General features: G+C 41.0%; 11 protein-coding genes and 1 tRNA gene. 4 read left to right on the plus strand and 8 right to left on the minus strand.

The genetic code is table 11. The annotated features are described in order from the left end of the window. Window positions 1-18: 18 nt before the first annotated feature. Window positions 19-2052 (minus strand): magnesium chelatase ATPase subunit D, encoded by a 2034-nt coding sequence (gene bchD / locus V7K76_RS30570; protein WP_334777944.1) that lies wholly within the window; start codon window positions 2050-2052, stop codon window positions 19-21. Between the two features lie 274 nt (window positions 2053-2326). Between bchD and V7K76_RS30575 the strand changes: the two genes are divergently transcribed. From V7K76_RS30575 to V7K76_RS30590, 4 genes are all read left to right on the plus strand, one after another. Next, complete coding sequence (locus V7K76_RS30575) at window positions 2327-2935, plus strand: hypothetical protein (RefSeq protein ID WP_334777945.1); 609 nt, start codon at window positions 2327-2329, stop codon at window positions 2933-2935. 667 nt (window positions 2936-3602) lie between these two features. Further along, window positions 3603-4403, plus strand: a complete 801-nt coding sequence (locus V7K76_RS30580; protein WP_334777946.1) for an NYN domain-containing protein — start codon at window positions 3603-3605, stop codon at window positions 4401-4403. Between the two features lie 139 nt (window positions 4404-4542). Then, window positions 4543-5229, plus strand: coding sequence for a ribonuclease III (rnc, locus tag V7K76_RS30585; RefSeq protein WP_334777947.1), 687 nt, complete (start codon window positions 4543-4545; stop codon window positions 5227-5229). Between the two features lie 210 nt (window positions 5230-5439). Next, a complete protein-coding gene (locus V7K76_RS30590) occupies window positions 5440-5928 on the plus strand; it encodes a hypothetical protein (protein ID WP_334777948.1) in 489 nt (162 codons plus the stop codon). Between the two features lie 298 nt (window positions 5929-6226). On the opposite strand, the gene ftsH2 is transcribed toward V7K76_RS30590, so the two are convergent. From ftsH2 to V7K76_RS30625, 7 genes are all read right to left on the minus strand, one after another. Further along, the gene (gene ftsH2 / locus V7K76_RS30595) at window positions 6227-8113 is read right to left on the minus strand and encodes an ATP-dependent zinc metalloprotease FtsH2 (protein ID WP_334953753.1); all 1887 of its coding nucleotides are present in this window, start codon (window positions 8111-8113) and stop codon (window positions 6227-6229) included. Window positions 8114-8579: 466 nt separating this feature from the next. Next, entirely contained in the window at window positions 8580-9074 is a 495-nt protein-coding gene (locus V7K76_RS30600; RefSeq protein ID WP_335030355.1) for a hypothetical protein, read from the minus strand. A gap of 414 nt (window positions 9075-9488) precedes the next feature. After that, window positions 9489-10934 (minus strand): glutamate--tRNA ligase, encoded by a 1446-nt coding sequence (gltX, locus tag V7K76_RS30605; RefSeq protein ID WP_334777951.1) that lies wholly within the window; start codon window positions 10932-10934, stop codon window positions 9489-9491. Between the two features lie 133 nt (window positions 10935-11067). Continuing rightward, window positions 11068-11141, minus strand: a tRNA-Asp gene (locus tag V7K76_RS30610). A gap of 110 nt (window positions 11142-11251) precedes the next feature. Continuing rightward, window positions 11252-12775, minus strand: a complete 1524-nt coding sequence (locus tag V7K76_RS30615; RefSeq protein WP_334777952.1) for a serine/threonine protein kinase — start codon at window positions 12773-12775, stop codon at window positions 11252-11254. 104 nt (window positions 12776-12879) lie between these two features. Continuing rightward, on the minus strand, window positions 12880-14502 hold the full coding sequence (locus V7K76_RS30620) for a serine/threonine protein kinase (protein WP_334777953.1): 1623 nt from the start codon (window positions 14500-14502) through the stop codon (window positions 12880-12882). Between the two features lie 477 nt (window positions 14503-14979). Continuing rightward, window positions 14980-16164 (minus strand): esterase-like activity of phytase family protein, encoded by a 1185-nt coding sequence (locus V7K76_RS30625; RefSeq protein WP_334777954.1) that lies wholly within the window; start codon window positions 16162-16164, stop codon window positions 14980-14982. Window positions 16165-16281: the final 117 nt, after the last annotated feature.

The raw sequence follows: 16281 nt of genomic DNA on the forward strand, positions 1-16281 counted from the left end.
TTCAAGCCGGGGGATGAGTTAACGAGATTTTAAATCAGCGATCGCACCTTTGGTCATAGCAGCAATAGCTTGATCTGTGGCTTTTGGCAAATGATAATATTTACCGCCTGCTGTTTGCGATAGTTCTTTGGCAAAGCCAGTAGACACAAATTTACTTTCTGTATCAATTACTAATAGCTGCATCCCCAAAGCACGGATTCTGGCAGCAATTTCTAATAGTTCTCCTTTGATATCTGGCTTTTCTCCTGGTTCTAGCTGTTCGCCCAAAGAACGCGCTAAGGGAATATTACCCCGCCCATCGGTGATTGCGACAAGGACAACTTGCCCAATATCTCCACTCATCTGAGCATTTAAGCCGACGCGCACAGCTTGAGTTAAACCATGCGCTAAGGGCGAACCACCACCACAGGGCAACCTTTCTAAGCGGTTACGCGCCAAAGCAATAGAACGTGTTGGAGGCAATAATACCTCTGCCTGTTCTCCCCGAAAGGGAATTAATGCTATTTGATCGCGGTTTTGATAAGCTTCAGTCAACAGTTGCATCACCGCACCTTTAGCCGATTGCATTCGATTCAAGGCCATTGAGCCAGAAGCATCTACCACAAATACTACCAACGCCCCGGCTTTGCGTACCAGGCGTTTCGAGCGAATATCAGCCTGTTCGACAATAACTTTTCTATCTGGGTGTCTTTCTCTTCGTGCTTTTTGATATGGAGCCGCAGCTCTCAAGGTGGCATCTACCGCAATGCGTCGCGCTTTCCCCTTGGGCAACATTGGCTTAATGTAGCGTCCCCTGTCATCAGAAAAGATGACACTGCGACTACCAGATTTACCTTGCCGCTTCGCCATTTGAGTAAAGTAAAGCACGTTATCATCAAGAATTACCCCTTCTGGATCAAAAATGAATTCTTCCGGGATGCTGGGGGGTTCTTGCTCTTGATTTTCTTCCTGTTCTTCTTGTTCTTCCTCTTCTTCTTCTGATTCGTCCTGGGGTTCTTCTTGATTCTGTTGTGGTGGGGGTGGAGGCGGTGGCGGTGCTTGATCTGGTGGTGGTGTCTGCACAACTGTGGCGCGTGGTACAATTACCAATTCCACCGCACGGCGCAAATCTTCGGCATTAACTGTTGTTCGTCCCTCTAAAGCCGCCGCTGCTTTGGCAACCCGCGTGGCGAATAACTCGGCGCGATGTCCCTGAACTCCGCCCCGAATCGCCTCATCTACTAAGTAGGTGATTTGTTCATGGGTGATGATTACTTCTTTCAACCATTCCCGCGCCAAGATGATTTGAGTTTTGAGGGAGTCTAAATCTTCGTTGTACTGCTTGAGGAAATCTTGGGGAGATTTAGAATAAGCGATCGCCACTTCAACTGCTTCTACTCTTTGATCTAAACCGAGTACACCGTCAGCAGAGAGTGCGATCGCAATTCTATCTAGCAAATGCTCTCGTAATCCGCCTTCTTCTGGATTGTAGGTGGCAATAAACAGGGATTTACACGGATGCTGAAAACTAATCCCTTCCCGTTCAATCTGGTTGCGTCCGTCAGATAATACTGTTAAAAGCTGATTTGATATTTGGTCATCTAATAGATTAATTTCATCTACGTACAGTACACCACGGTTTGCTGTAGCGAGTAATCCGGGCTGAAAAATTGTGTCACCTTGTTTTACGGACTTTTCAACATCCACTGAACCTAATAGCCGGTCTTCTGTGATACCTAGAGGAATTTGCAAAAAAGGGGCGGGGATAATTTCGACAGGCACATCTTGAATATCTTTATCTGCGTACTCCGCCAACAGTTGATCGTCCCATTCTTCTGGGTGATTGGGGTCGCAATTGCTGATTGAACCTTTGACAACTTCTATCGGCGGTAGTAGAGCGTGGATAGCACGAGCCATTACAGATTTTGCCGTACCGCGACGACCTGCGATCGCTACTCCTCCCAAACCAGGATCAACTGCGGCTAACAGTAAGGCTAATTTAATTGCTTCTTGACCAACTACGGCTGTCAAGGGAAAGGCAGTGATGGTGGGATTAATAGTAGGCGCAGGCATTGTTTGCTTTCATAGCGAGTCTCGGCCTTTAGCATACCAATTTCTGACACATTTAGAATATAAGTGCGATCGCCTCCGGTGGGCGTTACGTCATCACATTTCCCTTGGGAGGAAGATTTATGAGTATTGCCCAGGCTAACGCCCGCAAGTGGCGCGTTCGCGGTAGCGTCTCGTAGAGAAAGAATCATTGTTTCCCAAGGTAGGTAGAAACCCCACGCCTTGTGGGTGGCTGTCTTTAATTTTGAATTTTGAATTTTGAATTTTGAATTGATTCATGGCTTATAGTGATTTTAAACTTATTGAAGTTATTGATTCTTTTGGGTTAGTTATCCACGAGTCATCTGGACTATTCGCAAATGTGCAGGAGCAAGAATGTAGCGATTTATTATCTACTCTTCTTAGAGAAAATGTTGACTTAGCAATAGCGATAAGTTCAGAAAAAGCTCGTAGTGAAATGATAATAAGTCCAATTTTATTAGAAATTAGACGCAAATTTAATTATGAAATAAGCTTTTTTTCTGGAGTTGATTTTACTGTTGACAGCCAGCGAGGATTAAACGGCTTTTGTGATTTTATTTTGAGTCTTTCTTCGGAGCAGTTGCTTGTGCGTAGTCCGGTAATTATGTTAGTAGAAAGTAAAAATGAGAATTTGAGGTCTGGATTAGCGCAATGTATTGCTGAAATGGTAGCTGCTCAGTTATTTAACGAGAGAGGTGGAAATCAAATCAAAGCTATATATGGTGCTGTTACTATCGGTACGCTCTGGCAATTTCTTAAGCTTGAAGGTAATGTGGTTTCGATTGATTTGAGTGAATATTATATTAAGGATATTAAGAAAATTTTAGGTATTTTGTATGGTGCGATCGCGCAAAGTAAACCGTAAATTATTTATTAACTAAAAAAATGGTAGTTGTGACAAAATATAGATGATTTTTACAATTGATGAATAACAGGCGATGTTTTACGACAAGCCTCTACGCTTTTACGAAATCTTCATAAGTAATATCATGTTCTGTAAATCACTTACGATATGTCATTGCGAATGCAACGAAGTGGAATGAAGCAATCCCAAAGGTTTCGGATTGCTGCGCTCCGCTCGCAATGACATAAGCATTAAGTCGAACATGATATAACTATATTGACAATACGGCATCAGATATGAAAGTATGTACTTAAGACAGCAAAAGAACCGCACTCTAAAGCGTAGATTTTTGGTGTTGTCTCAGCAGCAGAATTCCTAGTTTCCTGCCGAGCTTCGTGTCATCCCTTCGGCTGAGTACTCAGTCCAATGTCAGGTCAACTGATTGGCTAGACTTTCAATTGGAAGACAAGATGTTTGGATGAATGTTCAGGGGAAAGGATGACGCGAAACTTGGTAGGAAGCCAGGAGTTCTACGGCTGAGACTTGAACCAAACGAAAGCGACGGTAGAGAGCTTTATCGCATGGTAGTACTTTTTGAGTACAAATTCCTCGTATAAAGCTCTGCTACTGCTAGATGTGTGATTTGTTGAAGCTGTCCAGTTCACCAAAGAATTCTGGATACATTACAATGACACACGCTGATAAGTCTTCCAAAAAACAAACATGCCAGCAGAAAAATTCTATCGGTATTTTTGCCGATATTCAGAACGTCTCTTCAATTAAAGGAAAGGGTCATCTTTTGCTAGAATTTGCTCAATCCAAGGGGCGTATAGGCTGCAAAAATGTCTACTATAATTTACACTACATAGACCAAGTTTCTATCAAAAATGAGCTAGAAATTCTTGGTATGAGGGGTGTTAATGTTCCTGATAGTTCAGAGAATAGTGCAGATTATAGATTGATAAATGACTGTATTAATTGGGTTGCGTTTAATGCTTCTGTTAATATAATTATCCTGGTATTAGGAGACTGGGACTATGCTGGATTAATTTGCATTTTAAAGGCTTTAGGTAAAAAAGTGATAATCTTTGGTCAGCGAGGTAGTGCCAGTCCAAAGTTGATTAAACTAGTGGGTAATGAGAACTTCTACTTTGTAGATGAATTACCTCAGCTAGTTGGCAATAGCAATAAGACTCAACCTCAAAACACGTCTCTTATGTCTCAGATTAATTGCAAAGAGGCTATAGAGTATCTAATTGAAGCTATCAAAACTGCTTCAAAGCAAGGTAAGCCTACCGTATTTGGTCACATTGATAAATTGATGCGTCAACGTTGTGCTAACTATAAAGGATACTTATCTATTTCTACAGATGATGGAAAGAAATTTAAGAGTTTTAGCCAGTTTATTGATGTTGCTGTAAAGGATGGCAAAGTCAAAAAGCAAAATCAGCAGTTATTTTTAACTGAGTTAGATATACTGGCTGCCTAAAATAGCTTTGAAAAACCCAGTTGAATAAAAAACTGGGTTTTCCTAAGACACCGCAATTTGCGGTTTTTTCATGTCTAAAGACAATCACACTTGTACAGTTTCCCAATAGTCAATTTTCGCAACAAAACACAAGATAAAAATGCACAAACTTCTAATATTCCATAATGAAAGACTTCTACGCCGCGCGCTTACCCACCGTTCTTATGTTCATGAAAACCCCGGAGAAGGTGAACACAATGAACGTTTAGAGTTTCTTGGTGATGCTTTGCTGAATTTCTTAAGCGGCGAATATCTCTATGGTCGTCATGCAGAAATGGGAGAAGATGAATTAACCCGGCGGCGTTCGGCGTTGGTAGATGAGAAACAATTAGCAAAGTTCGCTGAGGAAGTGGGTTTAGACTTTAGAATGCGGTTAGGAAAAGGTGCAATTCGCGATGGAGGCTACCAAAATCCTAATTTGCTCAGTAGTACGTTTGAAGCCGTTCTTGGTGCTTACTATTTGGATAATAATTCCAATATTGAAACAGTTCGCGCAATTATAGAACCACTATTTGATTCTGTAGATCCTAAGCATATAGTTGTATCTCGTTCTAATGTAGACTCAAAAAATCGCTTTCAAGAATGGGTGCAACGCAATATTACTCCAAATCCACCCAAATATTTTACAGAACAAATAGGAGGCCCTTCTCATGCGCCAGAATTCATAGCAAAAGTATTGGTAGATGAAAAAATTTACGGAGAAGGTAAGGGACGCAATAAAAAAGATGCAGAAAAAGCTGCTGCTGAAGATGCGCTTGCTAAGTTGAAAAAACAAGGTTTGTTATAGAGTTTATGGGTTCAGAAATTTTTAGATCACCTTAAAACTTTTTAGCAACTATGGGTCAAATTTGTTACATAAATATACAAAATAAGACAGAGGGTGCGAGTTAGAAGATTGACATATTAACTACACAAGATTGACGTAAATATAATTAAACCTTTTGTGAAATCAGCAAGTCTAAATAATGTAGACTTCGTTGAATTTATCTCTATAAATATGATCAAGCAGAAAATTCGTTCGATTAGTGTGTTGACAGGACTAGTAGCAGTAGTTCTAGGTAACAGTCTCTCGATTACTTCGGGAAGTGCGTATGCCGACTTGCCAGGAAGACATCCTTCTTACCTGCACGCACTCAGTGATTTACGCACTGCACGGTGGCTGCTGGAACATCGCCCAGGTGATGCTGCCGTTAGTAGACAAGAAGATGTTGCAATTGGGCAGATAGATGACACTATTAACGACATTAAGAAAGCATCTATTGATGATGGAAAAGATATTCATAATCATCCAAAACTCGATGTTCCCAATGATCATCCTGGACGGTTACACAAGGCAGAGGAAATATTGAAGAAAGTGCATTCTGATGTGGGGCGTGAGGAAGATGATCCGGCGGCACGTGGCTTGCAACATCGTTCCCTTTGGCATATCGATGCTGCACTCAAAGCTACTAAGCGTGCCCTTTACGATGCTGAACATCATAGATAGAGATAGGATTTGGGGTCAGTGAAAGCCAACTTTAAGTTTTAGCTAAAAAACCCCAAATTTCAGCCAAAAAAATGGGGATGGTATACGCCATCCCCATTTTATTTTTTGTTACTTTACTCATTTCCAGATGGTAGCTAGAATTCAATACGGTTCAGTTAGCGCCAAAAACCCCTCAGATGCGTAGGTTGGGTGGAGGAACGAAACCAACATTTTCGCGGGTTTGTTGGGTTTCACTTCGTTCCACCCAACCTACGATTATCCTTAACCCAAGCGTATTGAGCTAGGATTGAGTCAACTATTATAGTTGCGGTACGTACTGTTGCTTATCAGGTACTTCAGCGTACTCAGCCACAATCTGGCGGAATTCTTCGCCGTCAATGGTTTCTTTTTCGATGAGCAGATCGACTAAGCGATCGGTGACAGTGCGATGGTCACGGATGATCTTCTTAGCATTGTCGTAGCACTGCTCAACAATTTCTCTGACTTGAGCATCAATGCGGGAAGCGATGGATTCGGAATACTCAGATCGGGTTGTCCAGTCACGACCCAAGAATACTTCTCCCTGCTGGCTTTCTAACGACAGTGGCCCTAAATCGGACATCCCGAAACGAGTCACCATTTGCCGCGCCATTCCCGATAACTGCTGCAAGTCTCCACCAGCGCCAGTTGTGACTTCCGCAGCGCCAAAAATTACCTCTTCGGCGGCGCGACCACCCAAAGCACCAGTAATTCTCGCCTTCAACTGAGAACGGGAAATTAACCCCTGTTCTTCGTTGGGCGTAAACCAAGTTAAACCCTGTGCTTGTCCTCGTGGAATCAGGGTAACTTTCTGTACTGGGTCATGGTCTTTTAACAAAGTCCCAACTAAGGCGTGTCCAATTTCGTGGTAGGCAATTAAGCGCTTGCTCTTGCTATCCACCAAAGGAGTGCCTTCCATCCCAGCGACTACCCGATCTACTGCATCATCAATTTCGCGGAGGGTGATGGCTTCCTTGCGTCTTCTCGCAGTGAGAATTGCTGCTTCGTTGAGTAAGTTGGCTAAGTCAGCACCAGTAAATCCAGGAGTGCGGCGAGCGATCGCATCTAAAGATACACTAGGGTCTAGTTTCTTATTCCGCGCATGGACTTGCAAGATTTCCAAACGCCCTTTGATATCAGGTGCATCGACTGTTACTTGGCGGTCAAAGCGACCGGGACGCAACAAGGCTGAGTCTAGTACGTCGGGACGGTTGGTAGCAGCAATAATAATGATGCCTGTGTTACCTTCAAACCCATCCATTTCGGTGAGTAATTGGTTGAGGGTTTGTTCTCTCTCGTCGTTACCGCCACCGATACCAGCACCCCGTTGTCTGCCCACAGCATCGATTTCATCGATAAAGATGATACAAGGGGCGTTATCTTTAGCTTTCTTGAACAAGTCGCGGACGCGGGATGCACCCACACCAACGAACATTTCCACAAATTCTGAACCAGAAATACTGAAGAAAGGTACACCCGCTTCGCCTGCGATCGCTTTTGCTAGTAAAGTTTTACCAGTTCCAGGAGGCCCAACTAACAGCACTCCCTTGGGAATGCGTGCGCCTACAGCAGTAAATCTTTCTGGCTGCTTTAGGAAGGTGACGACTTCTTGCAGTTCTTCCTTAGCTTCTTCGATGCCGGCTACGTCGTCAAATTTGACCCCAGTTTTCGCTTCCATTTGGAAACGCGCTTTGGATTTGCCGAAGTTCATCGCTTGACCTGGCCCGCCGGGGAGGTTGCTAGAACGCCGGAACAAAAAAAACAGCCCGGTAATCAATAGAATTGGAAAGACAAGATTACCCAACAATCCCCAAATTGCGCCGTCATTCCGCATGGGGTGAGCATCGAAACTAATGGCTTTTTCTTTGAGCTTGCTAATTAACTCAGGAGCGTTAATAGGCAAATCCACACGCCACCTTTGGACACGATTTTCGATATCTGGATCGCGGGCTTCTATAATTGCTGTCCTACCGCCTTCGTAAAGATCCACGCTGGTGACGCGATCGCCATCCAAGTATTCTAGAAAGCGACCATAGGTCATACGGGTATTGGCTGTATTCCTATTCATGTCAGCAGGAGCGCCTGCAAAGGCCCCTTGCCAGAAGAAAAAGCCAATTACCAGAGCCGGTAATGTCCAGAGTGCTACGACTTTCCAAGAGAATTTCATCTTAATTTGCCTCTAGATGCCTATACAAATCATTAGCTCTAGCAACAGAATGTTCATCCTCTGTCACTTTAAGCTGTTAAACGGATGTTTATAAATCCATTTTGTTTAATTTGATCTCTTATATGCACTGTCATAAAGCAACTAGAGCATTATGACAGTACATATAAAAATCTTAATCAAAGTTAACTTAATTTTAATACAAAATCGCACGATCAAAGGAAGCGCAACGGGATGCAAAGACACGGATAATTTCTCCAGAATCTTCCTCGTGTCGGTTCAAGTCTTCCTCAATCATGATTCTGGGGGACTGGGGACTGGGGACTGGGGACTAGGGATTGGGGATTGGGGATTAGGGATTAGGGATTGGAGATTGGGGATTAGGGATTGGAGATTGTGGGAGATGAGGGAGAATAATTCAACAAGTTTTTTCCCAATCCCCAGTACCCAGTACCCAGTACCCAATCCCCTACTTAACTTCTGTAATTTTGAGAGTGTAAGGAAGATACTTGCCTTTTTCGTAGGAACCAACCCAAATTTGGTAAGTTCCAGGTAGCCATTCACCAACAATGCCGGCATTTTTGCCATCAAAATCGTCATTGCACCAAGTACCACCGGGACCCTTGATAATTATGGTGGTATCTTCAGGACTTTGAACTTGCAGCTTGAGGTAGTCAAATTTACTTGTTAGCACTAATGTGTGGTCTGCTGTTTCATCAACAAATCCGGTACAAGGACCGGTGGCTGTTTCGCTTCTCCCACCTATTTGACTCCCAGATATTGAACCACCACTCATCCCGCGAACTGTCAAAGGGTCTGGGGAAAACTGAGGGCCAATGGTGACATCTCCAAATATTTTTGGCGCTTCTTGAGCATCAGTCACAGCATTAACTGCCGAGGTGATGAAGAGCGTAACTATCATGAACGATAATCTCATCCCTCTATTGAGCGCTTTTGTCGGCATTGTAATTACGTTCGCTTCTAAGTGTTTTTGAAGACATGAATTTTACACACCAAGTTCCCAACATGAGGAGAATTGACTAACTATTTTAGATGTGAGATTGAGAATAATTCATTAGTAATTAGTCAATGATTTCTTGTTCTCATCGTTGCTCTACTTATGGATCTACGGTGTACACACAAGTCGAAAAAAGCTTGATTTTCTATTGTTTTCTCATTGCTCTCGAACACAAGCTCTGCATGGGAATGCCTGATTAGGGGCTGCTGCCTCCAGTCAGACATTGAGTCAGAGACTCAATGAATGCATTCCCAGTCGGAGACTGGGAACGAGGAAAAGCGTATTGCCTTATGGATAGGGGCCCACAAATAAATGTGCGCCCCTAAAATCTAAAATATTTCTAAAATTCAAAAGTAATTGCTAATTCACTTCTGTGATTGCCCGACTTAAGCGCGGCTTATCTAAACCAATCTGATTTAGTAGTAACCAAGATTGGATTAAGTCAGGGCCATGAACATCTCCAGTTAAGGCTGCTCGGAGCGATCGCATTACTAAGCCTTTTTTGACTTTTTGTTCTTTCACCACTTGTTTAATAATCTCCTGGGCTGCGGCTTCTGACAATTGCGGCTGATTTTCTAAAGCTGTGACAATCGCTTCAAGAACAGCCGCCGAGCCTTCTTGCTTCAGTTGCGTACTACCTTCCTCGCTAAATTCAACTGTATCGCTAAAAAACAGTTGGCTTTGAGCTACTGCATCTACCAGGCGAGTCAAACTCTGACTAATTAAAGTTACTAGCTGTTCTAACCAGGGGCGTTCTCTTCCACCATCAAATTTATACCCAGCTGCTTGCCAATAGGGTATGAGTAAATCTGTAAGTTTATCTACTGGCGTGTTGTGTATATACTGACTGTTCAACCAATCCAGCTTATCCCAGTCAAACTTTGCACCTGCTTTATTTACACGCTCAAAGCCAAATTCTTTCGCTGCTGTTTCTAAGGTAAATATTTCCTGTGTCGAATCTGGTGGCGACCAACCCAGCAATGTCATGTAATTTACCAAGCCTTCAGCAGTAAATCCCATTTTCTGAAAGTCAGAAATGGAAGTGACACCATCTCGCTTAGAAAGCTTGCGCCCTTCCATGTTCAAAATTAGCGGCGTGTGGGAGAACTCTGGGATTTTTGCACCCAAGGCTTCATACAGTAAAATTTGCTTTGCGGTGTTGGCGATGTGGTCTTCTCCCCGAATGACGTGGGTGATTTGCATATCGATGTCATCCACGACAACCACAAAGTTGTATAAAGGTTGACCGCTAGCTTCTTCTGAGGCGCGAGCGATGACCATATCACCACCTAAATCGCTACCTCGCCAAGACATCTTTCCCCTTACTAGGTCATTCCAGACAATTTCCCGCCCATCTTCGATTTTGAAGCGAATCACAGAAGAACGACCTTCGGTTTCAAAGGCGGCGCGTTGTTCTGGGGTGAGGTTGCGGTGACGGTTATCATATCGAGGGGCTTCACCTCTGGCTTTTTGGGCTTCTCGGAGTGCCTCTAGTTCTTCGGAAGTGGTGTAGCAGCGATAGGCTAATCCTTGCTCTAGAAGTTTTTGTACTGCTTCTTTATAAAGATCCAGGCGTTGGGATTGAAAAAATGGCCCTTCATCCCAGTTCAGCCCTAGCCAGCGCAATCCTTCAAGAATATTGTCGGTGTATTCGGGACGCGATCGCTCTAAATCTGTATCTTCTATCCGCAAGATAAATTTCCCACCGTGGTGGCGGGCAAATAACCAGTTAAATACAGCCGTTCTAGCTGTACCAATATGTAAATTTCCGGTTGGACTCGGCGCAATACGGACTCTAACAGTCACAGTTAATTCTCTCTTTCGCAAAGCATGATAAATGTAGCTTATAATCAAATCCTGAATTCTGAGGCAATGCCTTTGGGGAATTCAAAATCCAAAATCACCGAAGTTCAGTGATTAACTACTCATAAATTTAGAACGGGACTGACGGGGCTCGAACCCGCAACTTCCGCCGTGACAGGGCGGTGCTCTAACCAATTGAACTACAGTCCCTTGTTTGGCAACTTTGCTATTATCACTATTTTTTTTCTACTTGTCAAGCCTTTTGGAGTTGGGAATTAGAAATTATTTTTGTCCTGTCTCTCCAAGGTGCGAATTTTTCGTTAAAACCTTGATAATGCAACCTGTGGCTCTGATTCCAAATGCTGCAATATCCGAGATTGTATTTGTTTATACTGCTGCTTTAATAGCTGTCTGCTCAACTGGGCTTGAGAAGTGGGTGGTAGAGTCTGACTCTGTTGCACCCAGGTTTTCAACATTTGCCGTTGAGTTGGCTCAATGCGACTGCTGAGAACCTGGGTGCAGGAATGCGGTTCTTCCAGAGTAAAGAAAATCAAAGGATAGTGTTCATTTTCAGTCAGGAGACTTACCATCTTAAGATTTTGGGGATTTTGCATATCTAAGTAGCATGGTAGCCACTTAGGAGCCAATTGCCGATTGTAGAGTACTGTCACCCACAACAGCATTGGGTGAGGGGATATGATGAAGATAAATCGGCTGTAACGGGTAGAAGCCGCATAATTTTTGATTTCTTGTTGAGACAACATCAACCATAGTGCTGTCATCGATCCTTGTGCGGTGTCTAGAAGCTGAGGAAAAACAATTTCTTGAATTGGTTTATTGTGAGGCCATAAAAGTTGCCGACAGCTTTGTTCTATTGCAATTGGTAATACAGGATTTAAAGGACGGCTCAAGATGGAACTAGAGGCTAGATTTGTAGGTATGCTGGGACAATTTAATGATTCTAGACTGTTTAATACTTGCAAAATTTGAGCGATATTTTGGGGGCGATCGCTTGCTTTTTTAGCTAGACAAGCCATGATTAAATTATTCAGCTTTTGAGGTATTTTCAGAGTGGGTTTAACCTCTGCGATCGTTTTTGGCTGTTCAAATTGATGTGCCTTATACCAAGCGCCAAAATAATCAGTTTCAGGTTGCCAAGGTTTTTTAGCTGTGAGCATCTCAAACATCATCACACCAAGGCTATAAATATCAGAGCGGCTATCTAATTTTTCTCCATCTAATTGTTCTGGAGAACAGTAGGGTAAAGTGCCATTAAATCCCCTATTTGTACTGGCTGTTGATGCATAATTTAAAAATCTAGCAATCCCAAAATCGAGAATTTTAACTAACTGACCCAATATCGGATCGGGAATAACTAATATATTGGCAGGCTTGATATCTCGATGAACTAACGGACAAATTTTGCCATCAATGTTAATACCTTGATGAGCGCATTGTAAGCCCAAACAAATCTGGCGAGAGAGAGTCAAAAATATATGTAGAGGCAGCGGAATTAAATCCTTTAAGCTCTTGCCAGATAGATATTCCATGACATAATATGGTTTTCCTTTCTCATTCACACCATAATCATAAGCCCGGACTATATGTATACTTTTTTGACTCAAAGCTGCACTCATTAAAGCTTCACGAGCAAAGTCTTGTTGCATCTTGCTATTAACAACAGTTTTAGTCAAAAACTTGACAGCAACCGGTATGCCTCCTAGCAAAATATCATTGGCTAAAAAAACTTCACCCATACCACCACTACCAATTAATTGCTGAAGTTGATAACGATTGGCAAGCAAGCCCGTAGTACTTGGAGATGTAAATAAGCTCTTATTCACTTTATTCACCTCTGCTGTTGAGTCTATTTAAAGTTAGCAATACACACATAAAAATATCATTAGACAATTGTAGCAAGCATAGCAAGAATTGTAATCGCAAACTTTCAAGGACGTGATAAAAATTTTAAAAAAATCTCCAAAAATTTAACCATCCAATTTTTTAAACCTTCTTTATCTGCTTTTTGATGTGCAGCTAACTTGCGTAAGATGTCTAACTTCAACTTTTCATATTCTATTTTCAAAATATTTTTGGCTTGATTAGGCAAAATTGATTCATTTGACTGTTTACTCATATTTAACCAATCTACAAGTTGTTGCCGTTGGTTAGCCGTAAGGTTTAAAGTCGTTACATGAGAGCAACGTGTTGGATCTTCTAGAGGAAAAAATAGTAAATGATAGTAGCCTACTTCTGCTAAACTACGTACTATATTTTGCCCCTTATTATCTTTCAAATCCAGAAAATAAGGTAGCCATTTAGTCATAGAAGGTTGGGCATCGTATAGTACTGTTACCCACAATAGCATCGGATATACATTCATTTTACTAATAAATTCAGTGCCATGTATGTTATCCAAAAACTTTGTAATATCTTGTTTGGGTAACATTGCCCAAAAAGTTGGTATTGGTCTTTGCAGAGTATTTAGTAAATGCGGAAACCCAATTGGTGCAATTGGTTTATTTCTCGGCCAATTTTTCTGCAAACACTCTTTTTCTGATACTAAATTTGCAGGTACTAATTGAACCGGAAATGATACTTTAATAATGTCAGTACTATTGCTAGGAATAGCATTATTAAGCTGAAGATTAACTTTTTCTAAACCTTCTAATATTTGGTTGATATTTTGAGGGCGATCGCTTACTTCTTTTGCTAAACAACTCATCAATATCTTTTCTAATATTTCCGGTATTTTGACTTGCGGATTTACTTCTGTAACTGTTGGTGGAATTTGAAAGCGATGGGCTTGGTACCAAGTACCAAAGGAGTTACTTTTTGTTTTAAATGGATGTTTCCCTGTCAGCATCTCAAACATTAATACTCCCAAACTATAAATATCAGAGCGGACATCTAGCAGTTTTCGCCCTTCCATGTGTTCTGGAGAACAATAAGGCAAACTGCCAATAAAAGAATCTGTAAGAGTCATCCCACTTCGCTCTGTGAGAAATTTGGCAATACCAAAATCTAGTATTTTAACAATTTCTCCTTGTTTACTATCTTCAGCAAGAAATATATTTTCTGGTTTAATATCCCTGTGAACAATAGGATAAATTTCTCCTTTCAGACTGATGCCTTGGTGGGCACATTGTAAACCTAAACAAATCTGATTACAAATCTCTAAAAACTTCGAGATTGTTAAGGGCTGAATTTTAAGAATTTGTTTGAGATTTTTTCCTTGAAGATATTCCATTACATAAAATGGAGTTTTATCTTCAGTAATGCCATAACTTAAGATGCGAACAATATGTTTACTTTTACGACCCAATTGAGCGCCAATAAAAATCTCTCTGGCAAAGCGTTGAGACATTTGTTGGTTTGCCAAACTAAGTGATAAGATTTTGACTGCGATCGGCATACCACCTTTAGCAGTATCTTCCGCTAGATAAACTCTACCCATCCCCCCTTTGCCAATCAAATCTCTGATTAGATAGCGATTGTTTAAAAATTGTCCAATATAATCGTCTAATTCTACTTTTTGCCCTACCATACTCTCAATTTTATTTTCTGGCATAAAAATTATTCATGAAAAATGTTATTGGCAAAATACTTTAATTAAGTCTAGCTAATTATTAAATTGAAATCTAAAAAATATCCGCATTTCGAGAAAATTAATTATATGCTGTAAATATGCTTAAGCTCTCTGCAAAATCTCTTAAACATTGTGTAACATATTTATTAAGGATTACGGTTGAGAAATTACACGTAAACTACAAGCAGGATCGATAAAGCTGTCTAGTAGATTCCGTGGATACACAGAAATAACCAGAAAAAAGAAATAACAGTATTATTACAACATTTCATTAATTCATAACGAATTAACTTTGACAAAACTCTGTGTTCCTCTGCGTTTAAAAAAGTTACGAACTTATGCAAAGCTGTATTAGACATCTGGTGAAAATGAATGTAGAGACGTAGCAGTGCTACGTCTCTACAAGGGTTCTGGATAACACATATTTAATTTCTGGAGATGTCTATTATATCTGTGCAGTTAAAGGTTAAGATTTGGGAATAAACGGCGTAATAATCTCATGAGCGGAGTTTGAATTTTAACTTTAAAGGCTAGTATTTGGGTGCGTTGCAGGGAGTTAAAATTGTTATCACTGACGAGGATTAATGATTGCTGACCATCGGGTAATTTAGGGCCAAGAGTTAAGCCTTCAATGTTGTCTAGTAGTACATCTAGGGTTCTTAAATCTAACAGCAATTTTTTCTGAACTGGTTTAATATTTTTGGAATCAACTGCTAAAAGGCTATCAATATTATGAATATCATCGGCTCCTTCTAAAGAAACCTGAAACAGGGAAATAGCAAATCCTAAACCAGTAAAAGACCTTTCTAAACTTAGGAAGTGTCCTTGATTATCGAGTGCAAGTAAATCGGGTAATCCACTCGCGAATTTGCCAAGCAGATTCAAAAATGGTGCAACTGGTTCAGTTTGGTAAAGAAATTCTTTTTCTGGCTGGTTGTTGAGCAAGTTGTATTGCAAAATTCGAGAAGGACTACCGGTATTAGGTTTAGCTGCGACACCATCTTGAATTAGAGCATTTTCGGTAGCTGTGAATAGATGCTTTTTATCGGGTGTGATGGTGAGGCTTTCAAAAGCCAAATTGTTACGGATACCTTTTTGACTATTTTTATCTGGCAAAAATTTGTTTGGGATGGGGAGTGTTACAGTTTCTTTGCCAGAAGATAGTGAAAACTCTTTAATAAAAGGATTAATTAATTTTACAGCATCACCTTCAGAAGAAATAAACACAGTTTCTTTATTAGTTAAGGCAATACCTTCTGTATCAGTTTCACCAGGGCGAAATGTTTGACCATTTTCATTTAGTAATGTGGTAACGCTGACTGGGATAATTCCACCTTTTTGTAGAACCCCTTTGCTCAAGTCGATTTTCAAAGTGTAGAAACGAGCGGCAGCCTTTTGTCCACGGTCATCGGAAATAGCATAATAAAGGTTGCTTTTGGCATTATATGTAATTCCAGATAAACCTCCAATTTCCGTTTTTTGAAAGATTAAACCTTTCGGTAAGGTGGCTTCCCCAATAAATTCTATGCTATTGATTTCAACAGCATTTGACGTTAAGTTTGTGAATATGAAACCGATAATTATAATTGGGAGCAAAAAGTAAATAATTCGTGGGAATACAAATATTTTTTTAATTAGCTGCATAGATTTTTTTGTTAAATAAATATGCGTTATAAAGCAATATGGTTTAGTTAAGGGTTGTTGGTGTAGATAATTGGTCTTTTAAGACGCGATAAATCGCGTCTCTACATGATGGTTTGT

The organism is Nostoc sp., assembly GCF_036917975.1.
Taxonomy (GTDB): domain Bacteria; phylum Cyanobacteriota; class Cyanobacteriia; order Cyanobacteriales; family Nostocaceae; genus Nostoc.